Here is a 16492-nt window from a genome sequence, read left to right on the forward strand (position 1 = left end):
ATTGCCGGTGGGGCGCGCCCCGCCGGGGTGGGGCGTAACCCCCCCCCCCCCCCCGGGGGGGGCCCCCCCCCCGGCGGGCCCCCCCCCGGGGGGGGGGGGCCCCCCCCCCCCCCCCCCCCCCCCCCCGCCACCCCGCCGGCCCCCGCCGGCCCCGAGCCTGAGAGGAGGTGTCCACCCCAAGCGCAGCCGCAACGCACGGGGGGACCTGCACGACCCATGAAAGGGAGAGCGCCGCTCATGCCCGACCACACCACCGCCGCCCCGCACCCACCCCGAAGAGCCCGCACCCGCGCGGGCGTCGCCGCCCTCGCCGGCGCCGCGCTCGCCGCCACCTCGCTCACCGTCATCGCGTTGACCAGCACCGCCACCCCGGCCCAGGCGGCCGGGCTCTCCCCGTTCGACATCCCCGGCCGGGGTGCGACCGTCCCCTTCGTCGAGCACGAGGCGGAGGAGGTCGCGCACAACGGCACGAAGATCGGCCCGGACCGGTACTACGGCACGCTCCCGTCGGAGGCGTCCGGCCGGGAGGCCGTCACCCTCGACGCCGTCGGCGAGTACGTCGAGTTCACCCTGACCGCGCCCGCCAACGCGGTGACCTTCCGCTACAGCCTGCCGGACAACGCCGCCGGCACCGGCCGGGACGCCGCCATCGACCTGCGGGCCAACGGAACCCTGCTGAAGTCGGTCCCGGTCACCTCGAGGTACGGCTGGTACTACGGCGGCTACCCGTTCAACAACAACCCGGGCGACACCAACCCGCACCACTTCTACGACGAGACCCGGGCGCTGTTCGGCACCACCTACCCGGCCGGTACGAAGATCCGCTTGCAGGTCGCCTCGACCGCCCAGTCGCCCACCTTCACCATCGACCTGGCCGATTTCGAGCTGGTCGCGCCGATCGCCAAGCCGGCCGGTGTCCTCGACGTGGTCACCGACTTCGGCGCCGACCCGAGCGGCGGCACCGACTCGACCGCCAAGTTCCAGGCGGCGGTGGATGCCGGGAAGGCCCAGGGGAAGGCGGTCTGGATCCCGACCGGCACCTTCACCCTCTGGGACCACGTCGTGGTCGACGGAGTGACGCTGCGTGGCGCCGGCCCGTGGTACTCGGTGCTCGGCGGCCGGCACCCCACCGACCGCAAGCGCGCCGCCGGCATCTACGGCAAGTACGTCCCGGGTGGCGGCTACAGCGGCGGAATCCGGCCGCACGAGGCCGGCGGCCCGAGCCGCAACGTCACCCTGCGGGACTTCGCCATCATCGGCGACATCCGCGAGCGGGTGGACGAGGACCAGGTGAACGCGCTGGGCGGGGCGATGTCCAACTCGGTGGTGGACAACCTCTGGCTGGAGAACACCAAGGTCGGCGCCTGGATGGACGGCCCGATGGACAACTTCACCATCCGCAACAGCCGGATCCTGGACCAGACGGCCGACGGGGTGAACTTCCACTGGGGCGTCACCAACTCGACGGTGACCAACACCTTCGTCCGCAACACCGGCGACGACGCGCTGGCCATGTGGGCGCAGAGCGTGCCGAACGTCAACAACTCCTTCACGCACAACACCATCGGCGTGACCCTGCTGGCGAACCACCTGGTGAGTTACGGCGGCCGGGACATCAAGATCACCGACAACGTGACAGCCGACTCGCTGACCAACGGCGGCGGCATCCACGTCGCCAACCGCTACCCCGGAGTGCAGGGCGCCACGGGCGTCCAGGGCACCTGGACGATCGCCCGGAACACCCTGATCCGCAACGGCAACTCCGACTACAACTGGCGCTTCGGGGTCGGCGCGATCTGGTTCTCCGCGCTCAACGAGCCGTTCCAGAACCCGACCATCAACATCACCGACACCGACATCCTGGACAGCTCCTACGCGGCGCTGCACTGGATCGAGGGTCAGACCAACGGGATCAACCTCAACAACGTCCGCATCGACGGCGCGGGCACGTACGCCCTCCAGGTGCAGGCCCCCAGCCAGGTCTCGTTCACCAACGTGCGGGCCACCGGCATCGCCCAGTCCAACCCGATGCACAACTGCGTCGGCGGCGGCTTCCAGATCACGCAGGGCGTCGGCAACTCCGGCTGGTACACGCCCACGCCGTACTGCGGGCCGTGGCCGGAGCCGCAGTGGGGCGGCGGCCCGACCAACCCGCCGCCCACCACGCCACCGCCCACCACCCCGCCGCCGACCGGCGGCAACCTGGCCCAGGGGCGGCCGGTCACCGCGACCAGCGTCAACCAGAACTACGTCCCGGCCAACGCGGTGGACGGCAACGCCGCCAGCTACTGGGAGAGCGCGAACAACGCCTTCCCGCAGTCGCTCACCGTCGACCTGGGCGCGGCGCGCGCGGTCGGCCGGGTGGTGTTGAAGCTGCCGGCCGGCTGGGAACGGCGTACCCAGACGATCTCGGTGCTCGGCTCGACCGACGGATCGTCCTGGTCGACGCTCGCCGGCGCGGCCGGCCGGGTCTTCGACCCGGGCAGCGGCAACACGGTGTCGATCGCGCTGCCGGCCGGTGACCGCCGGTTCGTCCGGCTCACGCTCACCGGCAACACCGGCTGGCCGGCCGGCCAGCTCTCCGAGTTCGAGGTGTACGGCGACGGCGGCACCCCGCCACCGACCACGCCGCCCCCGACGACCCCGCCACCCACCACGCCGCCACCCACCGGCAACCTGGCGGCCGGGCGGCCGATCGCGGAGACCAGCCACGCCGACGTGTACGTCGCCGGCAACGCGGTGGACGGCAACCCGAACACCTACTGGGAGAGCACCAACAACGCCTTCCCCCAGTCGGTGACCGTCGACCTGGGCAGCAACCGGCCGGTGTCCCGGGTGGTGCTCAAGTTGCCGCCGGCCTCGGCCTGGCAGACCCGCACCCAGACGGTGACCGTGCTCGGCTCGACCGACGGCTCGACGTTCAGCACGTTGAAGGCCGCCGCCGGCTACACCTTCAACCCGGCGAGCGGCAACACCGTGTCGATCGCGTTGCCTGCCGGTGACCGCCGGTTCGTCCGGCTCACCGTCACCGGCAACAGCGGCTGGCCCGCCGGCCAGCTCTCCGAGTTCGAGGTCTACGCCACCTGAGACGTGTGCGGCGGGGCTCCGTACGCCGATCGGGGTCCCGCCGCACACCCGCTCCACCCGCACCGCCCCCGCACCACCGCACACGCCCTCTCCACGTCCCCCGGGAAGAAGGTGTACCCCCGCCATGTCCAGATTCCGTACCCGAATGATCGCGGTGCTCGCCGCGGTCGGCTTGGTCGTCACCGTGGCCCCGGCCCTACCGGCCGTCGCCGCCGGTGGGCCGAACCTCGCCGCCGGACGCAGCACCTCGGCCAGCAGCACCAACGGATCGTTCGTCACCGCCAACCTGACCGACGGCAACCAGGGCAGCTACTGGGAGAGCAGCGGCGCTCTCCCGCAGTGGGCCCAGGTCGACCTCGGCGCCAGCACCTCCATCGACCAGGTGATCCTCAAGCTGCCCAGCGCCTGGGAGGCGCGCACCCAGACCCTGTCCGTGCAGGGCAGCCTGGACGGCAGCGGCTTCAGCACCATCGTCGCCTCCGCGGGCCGGTCGTTCAGCCCGGGCGCCGGCAACGCCGTGACCATCAACTTCCCGGCCACCAGCACGCGCTTCGTCCGGATCGCGATCACCGCGAACACCGGCTGGAGCGCAGCCCAGCTCGCCGAGCTGGAGGTGTACGGCGCGGCCACCTCGTCGACCAACCTGGCCCTCGGCAAGGCGATGGCGGAGAGCAGCCACTCCGACGTCTACGGGGCCGGCAACGCCAACGACGGCAACGCCGCCAGCTACTGGGAGAGCGCCAACAACGCCTTCCCGCAGTGGATCCAGGCCGACCTGGCGGCCACGGTGAACGTCAACCGGCTGGTGCTCAAGTTGCCGGCCGGTTGGGGCGCCCGCAGCCAGACGCTGACCGTGCAGGGCAGCACCAACGGGTCGACGTTCAGCACCCTGGTCGCCTCGGCGTCGTACGGCTTCAACCCGGCCACCGGCAACACGGTCACCGTGACCGTGCCCACCGCGGCCACCCGGTACGTCCGGGTGCTCATCACCGCGAACAGCGGCTGGCCCGCCGGGCAGCTGTCGGAGCTGGAGATCTACGGCCCGGCCACCGGGGACACCCAGGCGCCGTCGGCGCCCGGCAACCTCGCCTTCACCGAGCCGGCGACCAACCAGATCCGGCTGACCTGGTCCGCGTCCACCGACAACGTCGGGGTGACCGGCTACGACGTGTACGCCAACGGCGTGCTGCGGACCAGCCTCGGCGGCTCCACCCTGACCTACACCGACACCCAGCCGGCCGGGTCGACCGTCTCGTACTACGTCCGGGCCAGGGACGCCGCCGGCAACCAGTCGGCGAACAGCAACACGGTGACCCGCACCGGCAACACCGGTGACACGGTGGCGCCGACCGCGCCGGGGAACCTCGCGTACACCCAGCCGGCCAGCGGCCAGGTCCGGCTGACCTGGTCCGCGTCCACCGACAACGTCGGGGTGACCGGCTACGACGTCTACGCCAACGGCGCGCTGCGCGGCAGCGTGAACGGCTCGACGCTCACCTACACCGACAACCAGCCGGACACCGCGACAGTCTCCTACTACGTCCGCGCCAAGGACGCCGCCGGGAACGTGTCGTCGAACAGCAACACGGTCACCCGCAACGGCAGCACGCCGCCGGGCGGCACCAACCTGGCGGTCGGCAAGCCGATCACCGCGTCGTCGGTGGTGCACGTCTTCAACGCGGTGAACGCCAACGACAACGACGTCGCCACCTACTGGGAGGGCGCGCCCGGGGCGTACCCGAGCACGCTGACCGTGGCGCTGGGCGCGAACGCGAGCATCAGCTCCCTGGTGGTGAAGCTCAACCCCGATCCGTCCTGGGGCCCCCGTACCCAGACCTTCCAGGTGCTCGGCCGGGAGCAGTCCGCGTCCGGGTTCAGCACGCTGGTCGGCTCGGCGACGTACTCGTTCAGCCCGGGCAGCAGCAACACGGTGACCATCCCGGTCTCGGCGACGGCCGCCGACGTCCGGCTGCAGTTCACCGCGAACTCCGGCTCCTCCAACGGGCAGGTGGCGGAGTTCCAGGTGATCGGGGTCGCGGCACCGAACCCGGACCTGACCGTCACGGGGCTCACCGCGTCGCCCGCCGCGCCGGTGGAGACCGACGCGATCACCCTCTCCGCCACGGTCCGCAACGCCGGCACCGCGGCCTCCGCCGCCACCGCCGTCGGCCTCTACCTGGGTACGACGAAGGTCGGCACGGCCAACGTGGGCGCCCTGGCCGCCGGCGCGTCGACCACCGTCTCGGCGAACATCGGCCCGCGCAACGCCGGCAGCTACCAGCTGATCGGCAAGGTCGACGAGGCGAACACCGTGATCGAGCAGAACGAGGCGAACAACACCTACACCAACCCGACCGCGCTGACCGTCAGCCCGGTGGCCAGCTCCGACCTGGTCGCCTCGGCGGTGACCTGGTCGCCCGGCACGCCGACCGCGGGCGCCACGGTCACCTTCTCGGTGACCATCCGCAACCAGGGCACCGTAGCCTCGGCGAGCGGCGCGCACGGCATCACGCTGACCGTGCTCAACGACTCGGGCAGCGTGGTCCGCACGTTGACCGGCTCGTACAGCGGCGCCATCGCGGCCGGGGCCACCGCCGGCCCGGTCAACCTCGGCACCTGGACCGCGGCGAACGGCCGGTACACGGTCCGGGTGGTGCTCGCCGACGACGCCAACGAGCTGCCGGTGAAGCGGCAGAACAACACCAGCGACCGGTCGCTCTTCGTCGGTCGTGGGGCGAACCTGCCGTACGACATGTACGAGGCCGAGGAGGGCTCGGTCGGCGGCGGGGCGCAGGTGCTCGCGCCGAACCGGGACATCGGCGACCTGGCCGGTGAGGCCTCCGGCCGGCGGGCGGTGACCCTCAACAGCAACGGCGCGTACGTCGAGTGGACCACCAAGGCAGCGGCGAACGCCCTGGTGACCCGCTTCTCCATCCCGGACGCCCCAGGCGGTGGCGGGATCAACTCGACGCTGAACATCTACGTCAACGGGGTGCTGCACAAGCCGATCAACCTCACCTCGAAGCACATCTGGCTCTACGGCGCGGAGGCCAGCCCGAGCGACTCGCCCAGCGCGGGCCCGCCGCGGCACCTCTACGACGAGGCGAACGTGCTGCTGAACTCGACCATCCCGGCGGGCAGCCGGATCCGGTTGCAGAAGGATCCGGCGAACAGCACCACGTACGCGATCGACTTCATCAACCTGGAGCAGGTCGCGCCGCGGGCCAACCCGGACCCGGCGCGGTACCGGGTGCCGACCGGGTTCAGCCACCAGGACGTGCAGAACGCCCTGGACGCGGTCCGGATGGACACCACCGGCAACCTGGTCGGGGTCTACCTGCCGGCCGGCACGTACGAGACCGCGCAGAAGTTCCAGGTCTACGGCAAGGCGGTCAAGGTGGTGGGCGCCGGCATCTGGTACACCCGGTTCCAGACGCCGACCTCGCAGCAGAACACCGACGCCGGCTTCCGGGTGGAGTCCTCGGCGAGCGGGTCCTCGTTCGAGCACCTCGCCTTCTTCGGCAACTACACCAACCGGATCGACGGGCCGGGGAAGGTCTGGGGTGAGCTGAAGGACGTCGACAACATGACCCTGGACAACGTCTGGGTCGAGCACACCGTCTGCGCGTACTGGGGGGTCAGCGTCAGCGGCCTCAAGATCACGAACAGCCGGTTCCGGAACACCTTCGCCGACGCGGTGAACATGACCAACGGCAGCACCAACAACCTGGTCGCCAACTCGGAGGGCCGGTCCAACGGGGACGACGCGTTCGCGCTCTTCTCCGCGACCGACCAGGGCGCGTCCACCGGCAACCACGGCAACGTCTTCGAGAACCTGAGCGCCACGCTGACCTGGCGAGCGGCCGGCATCGCGGTGTACGGCGGCTACGACAATGTGTTCCGCAACCTCTACATCGCGGACATGCTGACCTACTCCGGCATCACGATCAGTTCGCTGGACTTCGGCTACCCGTTCATCGGGTTCGGGGCCAGCCCACCCACCCGGTTCGAGAACATCTCCCTGATCCGGGCCGGTGGCCACTTCTGGGGCTCGCAGACCTTCCCGGCGATCTGGGTGTTCTCGGCGTCGAAGGAGTTCCGCGGCATCCGCGTCACGGACGTGGACATCGTGGATCCGACGTACTCCGGGATCATGTTCCAGACCAAGTACAACGGCAGCCAGCCGGAGAACCCGGTCACCGACACCGTCTTCACCAACGTCTCGATCTCCGGGGCGCGGCGCAGCGGTGACGCGTTCGACGCCAAGTCCGGCTTCGGCATCTGGGTCAACGAGATGCCGGAACCCGGTCAGGGCCCGGCGGTCGGCTCGGCCACCTTCAACAACCTGCGGCTGTCCGACAACTACCAGGACATCAAGAACACCACGTCGACCTTCACCATCGTCCGCAACTGACCACCTCGGATCCGGACGCCGTCGGGAGGACCCACCCTCCCGGCGGCGTCCGCCGTCGTCCGGCCGAGTGGATCCGGCCGGAGGGTGGCGCGGCGGACGGGTCAGGACGCCGGGGCGCCGTGCCGGCCGGCGCCGGCGGCGAACCGGGCCGCGCCGGCCGCCGCGTCCGTCGCCAGCGACTCCATTCCGTACGCCAGCTCGGTCGCCATCGCCGCCGGCTCGGGCAATCCACCGCCGGTCAGGACCGCGGCCCGGTCGTTGCGCAGGCAGGTCTGCGGATGCCGGGCGATCTCCGCGGCCAGCTCCTCGGCCGCCGCCCGGGCCGTCCCCGGCGCGACGAGCCGGTTGACCAACCCCATCGCGTACGCCTCCTCGGCCGGCACCGGCCGGCCGGTGAGGATCAGGTCCATCGCCCGGCTCTCGCCGATCAGCCGGGGCAGCCGGACGGTGCCGCCGTCGATCAGCGGAACTCCCCAGCGACGGCAGAACACTCCGAGCACCGAATCGGTCTCGGCGATCCGCAGGTCACACCAGAGCGCCAGCTCCAGGCCGCCGGCCACCGCGTAGCCGGAGACCGCCGCGAGCACCGGCTTGCCGAGGACCATCCGGGTCGGGCCCATCGGGCCGTCCCCGTCCGGCTCGACCCGGTTGCCGCTCGGCGTGCCGATCGCCTTGAGGTCGGCACCGGCGCAGAACGTCCCGCCGGCGCCCCAGAGCACGGCCACCGCCGCGTCCGGGTCGGCGTCGAAGGCGCGGAACGCGTCGGCGAGGGCCCGGGCGGTCGGCCCGTCGACCGCGTTGCGCGCCACCGGCCGATCCAGGATCACCGTGGTCACCGGTCCGTCGCGTTCGACCCGTACGCCCATCGGCACAGCATGCCCGCGGCCCCGCCGGCACGCCAGGGCCCCGGCCGCGCTCGCGCGGAAGATCCCTCGACTCACCTTGCTCTGCTCCCCATGCCCCCGCCCCTGCCCTCCCGCCCTGACGCCCGTGCTGGCCGCTGGCTGGCCGCAGCCGCCGGCCCGTCGCTCGCCGTGCCTGCCGGGCTGGCTGGGGTGTCGGGTTCCGGGGCTGCTGAGGCGTCGTCACGGCGCGCTGTGGATTCGTCACCGAAGGTCGGTTTGGCGGCGCGAATGCCGGGAAGTCGGTACTCGTGCGAGCACTCTTGACGAAGATCGAGCAGGCATCCGGCCTCGACCGGGTGGGTAACCGTTTGCAACGTGTCGTGCTGGCGACCCTGCGCCCGCAGCGGGTCAAGGACCTGCTGCACGGCGTGCCGCTGGGCCATCCGCTGCACCCGGCGATGGTGCAGGTGCCGGTGGGCGCCTGGATCAGCGCGGCGATCCTGGACCTGATGCCCGGGCAGCGCCGGGCCGCCACCACGCTGACCGCAGTGGGTACGGTGAGCGCCGTGCCGGCGGCGGTCGCCGGGCTCAACGACTGGGCGGCGCTCGCCCCCGACCAGCGGCGGGTGGGCCTGGTGCACGCCGCCGCCAACTCCGTCGGGCTGGCTTTCTACACGAGCTCGCTGGCGGCGCGCGTCAGCGGCCGGCACGGCCTCGGTCGGGCGCTGAGCATGGTGGGGCTCGGCGCGGTGAGCATGGGCGCCTACATCGGTGGACACCTGGCGTACAAGCAGGGTGCGCAGGTCAACCAGAGCATCTCCGAGCTGCACCTGATGAGCGAGGGGTGGCACGAGCTGGGTGACATGGCGGCGCTGCCGCAGCGCCAGCTGATCACCCGGGAGATCGACGACGTGTCGGTCATCCTCTACCGGCACGGCGAGGACGTCACCGTGATGCTGGAGCGCTGCCCGCACCAGAGCGGACCGCTCGGCCAGGGCCAGGTGCAGGAGATCAACGGGCATGACTGCGTAGTCTGCCCGTGGCACGGCAGCACCTTCCGGCTCAACGGCGGCGAGGTCGTGCACGGCCCGTCCGGCAACGACCAGCAGGTCCTGCCCACCCGGGTCCGCAACGGCGTACTCGAGGCCCGGATGCCCTGACGGCCGCGGGCGGGGACCAGCGGTCAGTCGCGTCGGTGCCGGCCGGTCGACGGCTCATCGGCGGCGCTCGCGTGGGCCCGGGCCTGGCTGGCCGCCGCCGCGCCACCCCGACCTCGCGTCACCCCGCCGCCGGCCGGGCCGCCGCGCACCGTCGTACTCCGCGTGGCGCCGCGTCCGGTCAGGCCGCCGCGCGCTGTCGTACCCGGCCGAACTCGGCCGGGGACACCGAGCCGCGCGCCGGCGGCGGCCGGCCGACGGCGCAGCCCGAGCACCGCGCCGATCTGCGCGCCCACGATGCTGGCCACGGCGAGCACGGCGGAGACCGCGAGCGGGCGATTCACCCGGTCCGGCTCGCCCACTCGGGCCGCGCCCACCGTCACGGCCGGGGCCTCGCCGCGGGGCGCCTCGGCCGCGGGCGGGGCCGGCGCCGCGGATGACGTCTCCTGGCCCGGGGTGGCCTGACTCGGCGCGGCGGGCGGTGCCGGCCGGGCCGGCGCGGGGCGGGCGACGAGGTGGCCGGTGGCGTGTGGTCGGGCACCCCGATCGGTGGCCTGTTCGGGAAGCTTCAGCAGCTGGCCGGGCCGGATCCGGTCTGGGTCGCCGAGCCGGTTCAGCCGGGCCAGCTCCCGGTAGTCGGCGAACTCGTCGAGGTAGCGCTCGGCGACCGCGCCCAGATAGTCGCCCTTCGCCACCCGGTAGACGGGAACCTCGGCGGACCGGGTGGCCCGGACCGGGGCGGGCACGGCCGCCGCGACCGACCCGGTGACCAGCGAGAGTGGCGGCGGGACCGCCGCCGTCGCCCCGGGGGACGACTGGGCGACCGCGGCCGACGCCGCCGGCGTGGCGTACGACGGGGCGCCGGCCACCGCGGCGGCGCTGGCGGCCGGCGACGCGGCGACGATCAACGCGACCGAGCCGACCAGGGCGGCGGCGGCGCGCTGCTGCCGGCTCATCCCGGGCAGTCGGGGCGCCGGCCGGCGCACCGCCTGGGCGCCCAGCTCGACCAGCACCGAGAAGGCGAAGGTGGCCCAGCCGAACCAGCCGGCCAACGCCAGCGCCCGCAGGAAGAGCTGCCCGTCGTCGCGGCTGGTCAACACTGCGCCGACCTCGGTGATGGTGGGTACGTGGTCGGGAAGCGGATTGCCGGCGAAGGCGAGCAGCGCGACCGGGGCGCCGACCAGCACCGCGCAGAGCACGACGAGCGCGCCGAACCCGGTGAGGACCCGTCCGGTCCGGCGAACGGCGGAGCGAACCATGGCTGCCTTCCTTCCTACGGCGCCCCGGTGAGGGCCCGAGCGGTCGCCTCACCGGTGACGCTGACGGTGTCGTCGAAACCGAAGAGCCCGAGCATCGACCGGCGGTAGGTGACGGTCACCCGGACGCTGATCAGCGTCTCCCCGCCGACCACCGGAAAGCTGACCGAGTGCCCGGCGGTGCCGGCGGCGGCGAGGTAGTCCGCCACGGCGGCACGGGCCTGCTGCTGGTCGATGCGCTTCGGCCCGCCGGCGATCGCGGTGGCCCGGTCGATGGCCTGCCCACCGGTACGGGCCGCCTCGGCGGCGAGGTTGTCGGCGCGCTGCAGGGTGCGCAGCTGGCCGGCCCCGTCGAAGGAGAGCCCGATGACAGCGAGCACCCCGACCATCGCCACCGCGAGGAAGATGCTCACCCGGCCCGCGTCCCGCTGCCGGGCGGCCACGGCGGTCATCCGCGGCTCCGGTAGCGGTCGAGGGGCGAGGTGAAACTCGCCGAGATCCGGTTGCCGTCCGGCATCCCGGGCAGCGCGGAGAGCCGCAGGTCCCGGTAGGAGACCGTGCAGCCGACCTGGACGGTGACCGCGGCCTCCTGCCCGACCGGGCTGCGGAAGGCCGCGGCGAAGCTGGTCGCCCGGCCGCGCACCGAGCCGCTGAAGGTGAGCGTCGGAGCGCCGTCGCAGGCAAGCCCGCGCCAGTCCAGCTGGCGGACGGCCGCCTGCCGGGCCGCCTCCCGGGCGGTGTCGGCGTTCCGGGAGATCGAGGCGGCCCGCGCCGCGTCGTGCGCGGCGGCGTCGATCGCCTCGGTCGCCACCGCCGTACGCCCGGTCACCCCGGCGAGCACCATCAGCGCGATGAACGCCGGGGCGAGCACCGCCACCTCGATGGAGACCGAGCCACGCCCGGCATCGCGACTCACGGCGTGGTCCACCGTTCCACCGTCCCGTGCGCGGTCTGTCGCACCGGGAAGCTCACCAGGGGTACGACCGAGAGCGACCTACCCTGCACCGTGCAGGTCACCTCGGTGGCGGTGGTCTGGCAGCTCGGCCCCGGCCGGTCCCAGCCGACCAGCCAGTCACCGGAGGCGGCGAGGAAGCGGTTGGCCCGTTGCGCGCCGGCCCCGTCCGGGGCCTGGTGCACCCGCTGCGCGTTCACCGCGCTCTGCGCGGCGTTCAGCGCGGTCGACCGGGCCACGAACCAGACGGCGACCTGGATGGAGCCGAAGAGCAGCAGCAGGATCAGCGGCATCACCACCGCCAGCTCGACCGGGTTCGCGCCCAGGTCCGTACCGCCCGCGCCGAGCCGCCGGCGCACCGCGGCGGTGAGGGGCGCGCGGCGGCGCCGGGCGGCGGATGCCGTCCGGCGCCCCCACCGGTGAGCGGTCCGGCGCATGGCGCCTTACTTCGGGTTGGTGTGGTTCGGGATGGCGTTCATCCAGTCCCTCGACTTGGTCAGGGCCAGGCCGGTGACGATCGTCGCCACGAAGACCAGACCGAAGATGATCACGGCGGTGGGCACCGGGCTGTCACCGCGCTCGCCGTGGCGGCGCAGCTCGGCCAGGCGCGCGGTCAGCGCGACGTGCAGGTAGGTGACGAGGGACATGACGTGCTCCTTCTCTTGAAGCGGGGTCACACACGGGCGATGAACGGATAGAGGACGAAGCCGAGCAGCACGAACACCAGCAGCGCACCCGGGATGTCCAGGCGACTGGTCACCCCCTCGGCACGGGCCAGGTTGTCGGTACGGATCTGGTCGCGCAGCGAGTCGGCGCGACTGCGCAGGGTCTCGTGCACCTGCGCGCCCTCGCTGCCGGAGGAGCGCATGATCGCCCCGACATCGCCCAGCTCGGGGATGCCGATCCGGTCGGCCAGCTCGCGCAGCTCGTCCCAGGGCGAGTGCATCTGCATCTGGGCGATGCGCAGCGCCTCGGAGATCCGGTCGAAGACCCAGCCGTCGCAGACCGCGGCGGCCCGCTCCAGCGACTGCACCGGACCGTGCGCGGCAGAGAGCTGCAACGCCACCAGGTCCAGGTAGGTGCAGACGGCCAGCCGGAACTCGTCGCGGGCGGCGGCGGCCTTGGTCAGCACCGACCGGTGTGCGAGCAGCGCGGCGAGCAGGGCCAGCCCGAGGCTGCCCACCACCGGCACCACCAGCGGCAGCGGGATGCCGAGCACGAAGCACGCGACGGTGAGCAGGGTCGGCGTGGCCAGCCCGATCAGCGCGGAGAGCAGCACCGACAGGGCGTACTGCTCAGGAGTCTGGTTGATCAGCGCGAGCTGCCGGTGCGGCGGGCGCAGCCACCGGGACAGCCCGGTGAGCCACTCCAGTCGGCGGCCGCCGGGCCCGGCGCTCGAGCTGGTACCGGCCGGCTGATGCAGTCGCCGCAGCGCCGGCCCGAGCGCCGGGGTCGCCGGCACCAGCTCGCGGAGCACCAGGAACACGCCGAACCCGACGGCCGCGCCGCTGCCCACCGCGATCCCGAGCTGCCAGTTGAGGATCACGCGATCACTTCCTGCGGGTCGGGGGCCGGCAGGAAGCGGGCCGGGCGCTGCGGCTGGCTCATCGAGCGCACCCAGGCCAGCAGGCCGATGAACGCCGCGCCGAGCGCCGCCATCACCAGCTGCCCGGTCGGCGTGCCGTACGGGCGGACGTACTCGGTGTTCAGCAGCCCGTAGACGAGCGTGGCCAGGGTCATCCCGGTGAGGAAGCGGACCGCGAACCGGGGTTGGGTGCGCTTGGCCTCGACCTCCCGACGGGTCGCGACCTCGGCGGCGGCGGCACCGGCGATCGAGCCGAGCACGTCGCCGAGCCGCTCACCCCGGTCGGTGAGGTGCAGGATCAACGCGGCCACCACCTGGTCGCAGACCGGGTCGCCGATCTCGTCGGCGAAGGCGAGCAGGGCGGTACGGGCCAGCCAACCGGCTTGGAGCCGGGCGGCGAGCAGCCGTACCTCCTCCTCGATCTCCTCCGGTGCGGTGCCGACCGTGCCGATGATCGACTGTTGCAGCCCCTGCCCGGTGGCGGAGACGTCCTTGAGCCGGCGGGTCCACTCGCCGACCGCCTCGATCCGGGCGATGGCCCGCTGCTCGGCCCGGCCGACGTTGAACAGCCAGGGCGTGCCGGGTACCGCCACCGCGACCAGCAGGCCGACCACCGGAAGGCCGGTGAGCAGGAAGGCCAGCGCACCCGTCGCCACCGCGCCGAGCAGCAGCGCCTGGTGCGCCCGCCGCTCCCGGGGGGTGCTGCCCGAGCCGTACCAGAGTCGACTCAGCCCGGGGCCGGCGCCCGGCTGCGGGCCGGGTGGCCGCCGGGTGCCGACCAGGGCGACGACCACCAGCATCAGGCCGGCCACGCAGGCGGCCCCGGAGACCACCGCGATCAGTTCGATGTTGTCGCGCATGCCGTCACCGCCGACCCAGTCGGGTCTGCCGGGACCGCCGCCAGGCACCGGTGCCGGCCTCGATCCACCGGGTCAGCAGCCGGGCGTCGTAGCCGACGCGGAGCAGTTGGTCGCGTACCCGTTCCGGCAGGTGCCGGGGGACCGCCCGGCCGTCCGGCCCCGGGGCGAAGACGGCGGTGGTGGTGATCCGGCCGTGCTCACCGGCCCCGATCACCTCCTCGACGTGCGAGACGAACCGGTGCTTGCGCCCGCCGATCGCGGTCTCGTCCTCGATCGTCACGTAGACGATCAGGTCCAGCGCGTTGCCGGCCATCCGGCGCGCCTGGTCGACGGTCATCTCCCGGCCGTGCGCCAGCGCCAGCTCGACGATCCGCTCGCTCACCCCGGCCGGGGTACGGGCGTGGATGGTGCACATGGAGCCCCGGCTGGTGGTCATCGCCTGGAGCATCGGGACGATCTCCCGGGACCGGACCTCGCCGACGATGATCCGCAGCACGCCCATCCGCAGCGAGACCGGGATCAGGTCGGCGATGGTCACCTCACCGGCCGGCCTGCCGTCCAGCCCGCGCTCGCCGTGCCCCTCCCGGGCCTCGAAGCTCATCACCGCCCGGTGCCGCAGCCGGCGGCGGGCCGGCAACAGCTCCCGGCTCTCCTCCAGCAGCACGTACGGCTCGTCCGGCGGGATCTCGTTCATCAGCGCCCGGATGACGGTGGTCTTCCCGGCCCCGGCGAGGCCGGCGACCATGATGTTCAGCCCGGCGCGCATCGACGCGCGGAGGAAGTCGCGCAGCAGCGGGTCGATCATCTCGTCCAGGTCGGCCCGGGAACCGGCGATGTCGTCCAGGCTGACGTCCAGCGTGTTGTGCTTGCGGATCACCGCGTACGGGCGGTGGCTGACCAGGAACACCGCGGCCAGCCGGCTGCCGTCGGGCAGTTGCAGGTCCAGGGTGGGCTTGGAGGTGGAGAGCGACCGCTCGGTGGCCCCGGCCCGGCGGGCCGCTGCCTGGAGGATCTCCACCAGTTCGGCGTCGCTGTCGGCGATCGGCTCGGCCCAGTCGACGCCGCCGCCGTGCCGGGTGATGCGCACCTGGTCGCAGCCGAGGATGTGGACCTCTTCGATGGTGTCGTCGACCAGCAGGGTCTGCAACCGGCCGAGGCCGATCAGCTCCGCGGTCACCTGGTCGAGCAGCAGCCGCTCCTCGCCGGCGGGCATCGGCGTGCCGGCCCGGCGGACGGAGTCGGCGTACTCGGCGACCACCGTCACGGCGAGCCGGGCGCGCTCGGTGTCCTCCTCGTCGACGGTGAACTCCCGGCCGCGCTGCCACAGCGTGAGCCGTTCGGTAAGTTCCCGGCGCAGCTCGCGGACCACCTGGAAGTCGACCCGGGGTCGGGGCGGCGACTCCGGTGGCGTCGCGGTGGCTGGCGTCGCGGCGGCGGTGGGCGGCGGGTGGTGCCGGCCGTTGGGCGGCGTCAGCGGCGGCGCGGTGGAGGTGGCGGCACCGGGCGGCTGCCGGCGCGGATCGCCGGAGAGCGGCTCAAATCGCATCCGGCACCCCCTGCTGGACGGGCCAGGCGAGCCGCGCCCGGCGCCGGTCCAGCAGCGCGCCGACCGGCACCTCCAGCCCGGCCGCCGCGCGCATCAGCGGTCGTCCGGCCCGCACCGTCCCGCCGAGGGCGAGCACTTTGGCGGTACGCGGGTCGTCCGGCAGCCGCGCGATCACCGGCAGCCGCAGCGCCCGGCTGATCTCGCTGCGACCGTGTCCACCGCCGACCAGCAGCAGCCGCAGAGTGCCCGGCGGCACCCGGTGCTCGGCGAAGTCCCGCTCGATCGCCGTCACCGTCGCCCGGGCGGCGGACAGGTCGGGCAGCTCGGAGCGGGTCACCACCAGCACCACCGAGGCGGCGCGCAGCAGCGGCCAGGGCGGGTTCGCCACGTGCAGTCGACCGCAGTCGACCAGCACGTCGTACGGGGGAGCGCCCCGGTCGAGACCGGTGAAGAAGTCGGCGAAGCGTTGCCAGAGGGGGGTGACGCTGCCGGACTGGGTCGGGTCGACCACCCCGGGCAGCAGCAGCCGCTCGCGGTGTGGCGCGTCCAGGTCCACCAGCTGTGACCAGAACGCGGTGTCCAGGTTGCCGTCGCGCAGCTCGCCGACCGCGAGTTCGCCGATGCCGCGCGGCCCGTCGAGCGCGCCACCCAGGTAGCCGGCGAGGATCGAGCCTCCGGCGGGGTCGCACTCGGCGAGTACCAGCCGCCGGTGCCAGGTCAGCGCGGCGGCCAGCGCCGAGGTGGTGACGCCCGGGGAGCCCTTCGCCGACACCAGCGCGATGATCGCCAT

13 protein-coding genes are annotated in these 16492 nt (G+C 73.2%); 3 read left to right on the plus strand and 10 right to left on the minus strand.

Annotation, left to right across the window (positions count from 1 at the left end; translation table 11 throughout):
- Positions 1-237: 237 nt before the first annotated feature.
- Complete coding sequence (locus ACIP9D_RS06165) at positions 238-3087, plus strand: discoidin domain-containing protein (protein WP_350868293.1); 2850 nt, start codon at positions 238-240, stop codon at positions 3085-3087.
- Positions 3088-3211: 124 nt separating this feature from the next.
- Entirely contained in the window at positions 3212-7501 is a 4290-nt protein-coding gene (locus ACIP9D_RS06170) for a discoidin domain-containing protein (RefSeq protein ID WP_350868291.1), read from the plus strand.
- A gap of 101 nt (positions 7502-7602) precedes the next feature.
- On the opposite strand, the gene ACIP9D_RS06175 is transcribed toward ACIP9D_RS06170, so the two are convergent.
- Complete coding sequence (locus ACIP9D_RS06175) at positions 7603-8367, minus strand: crotonase/enoyl-CoA hydratase family protein (RefSeq protein WP_350868289.1); 765 nt, start codon at positions 8365-8367, stop codon at positions 7603-7605.
- A gap of 287 nt (positions 8368-8654) precedes the next feature.
- Between ACIP9D_RS06175 and ACIP9D_RS06180 the strand changes: the two genes are divergently transcribed.
- Positions 8655-9506 (plus strand): Rieske 2Fe-2S domain-containing protein, encoded by an 852-nt coding sequence (locus ACIP9D_RS06180; RefSeq protein WP_350868287.1) that lies wholly within the window; start codon positions 8655-8657, stop codon positions 9504-9506.
- Between the two features lie 23 nt (positions 9507-9529).
- Here ACIP9D_RS06180 and ACIP9D_RS06185 read toward each other — a convergent pair whose 3' ends face one another.
- The 9 genes from ACIP9D_RS06185 to ACIP9D_RS06225 are packed head-to-tail and all read right to left on the minus strand — an operon-like array spanning position 9530 to position 16492.
- Positions 9530-10762 (minus strand): LysM peptidoglycan-binding domain-containing protein, encoded by a 1233-nt coding sequence (locus ACIP9D_RS06185; protein WP_400449426.1) that lies wholly within the window; start codon positions 10760-10762, stop codon positions 9530-9532.
- A gap of 14 nt (positions 10763-10776) precedes the next feature.
- Positions 10777-11211 carry a hypothetical protein gene (locus ACIP9D_RS06190; RefSeq protein ID WP_350868285.1) on the minus strand — a complete coding sequence of 145 codons (435 nt, stop codon included), beginning with the start codon at positions 11209-11211 and terminating at the stop codon, positions 10777-10779.
- Positions 11208-11687 carry a TadE/TadG family type IV pilus assembly protein gene (locus tag ACIP9D_RS06195; RefSeq protein ID WP_350868283.1) on the minus strand — a complete coding sequence of 160 codons (480 nt, stop codon included), beginning with the start codon at positions 11685-11687 and terminating at the stop codon, positions 11208-11210. Before ACIP9D_RS06195 ends, ACIP9D_RS06190 begins: the two co-directional genes overlap by 4 nt.
- Positions 11672-12148, minus strand: a complete 477-nt coding sequence (locus ACIP9D_RS06200) for a TadE family protein (protein WP_350868282.1) — start codon at positions 12146-12148, stop codon at positions 11672-11674. Before ACIP9D_RS06200 ends, ACIP9D_RS06195 begins: the two co-directional genes overlap by 16 nt.
- Before the next feature lie 6 nt (positions 12149-12154).
- Positions 12155-12358: a hypothetical protein gene (locus tag ACIP9D_RS06205; protein WP_350868280.1), complete on the minus strand. Its 204-nt coding sequence runs from the start codon at positions 12356-12358 to the stop codon at positions 12155-12157.
- A 26-nt stretch (positions 12359-12384) separates the two neighbouring features.
- Positions 12385-13254, minus strand: a complete 870-nt coding sequence (locus ACIP9D_RS06210) for a type II secretion system F family protein (protein WP_350868818.1) — start codon at positions 13252-13254, stop codon at positions 12385-12387.
- Positions 13254-14156, minus strand: coding sequence for a type II secretion system F family protein (locus ACIP9D_RS06215; protein ID WP_350868278.1), 903 nt, complete (start codon positions 14154-14156; stop codon positions 13254-13256). The genes ACIP9D_RS06210 and ACIP9D_RS06215 overlap by 1 nt, the downstream gene beginning before the upstream one ends.
- A gap of 4 nt (positions 14157-14160) precedes the next feature.
- Positions 14161-15702, minus strand: coding sequence for an ATPase, T2SS/T4P/T4SS family (locus ACIP9D_RS06220; RefSeq protein ID WP_350868276.1), 1542 nt, complete (start codon positions 15700-15702; stop codon positions 14161-14163).
- Positions 15692-16492, minus strand: a complete 801-nt coding sequence (locus ACIP9D_RS06225) for a ParA family protein (RefSeq protein ID WP_350868274.1) — start codon at positions 16490-16492, stop codon at positions 15692-15694. Before ACIP9D_RS06225 ends, ACIP9D_RS06220 begins: the two co-directional genes overlap by 11 nt.

This window comes from Micromonospora sp. NPDC093243, from assembly GCF_044753725.1.
In the GTDB taxonomy this organism is placed as follows: Bacteria; Actinomycetota; Actinomycetes; order Mycobacteriales; family Micromonosporaceae; genus Micromonospora.

Bases quoted from the DNA above. Each gene is read 5' to 3' on its own strand.
- ACIP9D_RS06165 (WP_350868293.1), top strand. From the start codon at position 238: ATGCCCGACCACACCACCGCCGCCCCGCACCCACCCCGAAGAGCCCGC.
- ACIP9D_RS06170 (WP_350868291.1), top strand. From the start codon at position 3,212: ATGTCCAGATTCCGTACCCGAATGATCGCGGTGCTCGCCGCGGTCGGC.
- ACIP9D_RS06175 (WP_350868289.1), bottom strand. From the start codon at position 8,367: ATGGGCGTACGGGTCGAACGCGACGGACCGGTGACCACGGTGATCCTG.
- ACIP9D_RS06185 (WP_400449426.1), bottom strand. From the start codon at position 10,762: ATGGTTCGCTCCGCCGTTCGCCGGACCGGACGGGTCCTCACCGGGTTC.
- ACIP9D_RS06190 (WP_350868285.1), bottom strand. From the start codon at position 11,211: ATGACCGCCGTGGCCGCCCGGCAGCGGGACGCGGGCCGGGTGAGCATC.
- ACIP9D_RS06200 (WP_350868282.1), bottom strand. From the start codon at position 12,148: ATGCGCCGGACCGCTCACCGGTGGGGGCGCCGGACGGCATCCGCCGCC.
- ACIP9D_RS06205 (WP_350868280.1), bottom strand. From the start codon at position 12,358: ATGTCCCTCGTCACCTACCTGCACGTCGCGCTGACCGCGCGCCTGGCC.
- ACIP9D_RS06215 (WP_350868278.1), bottom strand. From the start codon at position 14,156: ATGCGCGACAACATCGAACTGATCGCGGTGGTCTCCGGGGCCGCCTGC.
- ACIP9D_RS06220 (WP_350868276.1), bottom strand. From the start codon at position 15,702: ATGCGATTTGAGCCGCTCTCCGGCGATCCGCGCCGGCAGCCGCCCGGT.
- ACIP9D_RS06225 (WP_350868274.1), bottom strand. From the start codon at position 16,492: ATGGCGATCATCGCGCTGGTGTCGGCGAAGGGCTCCCCGGGCGTCACC.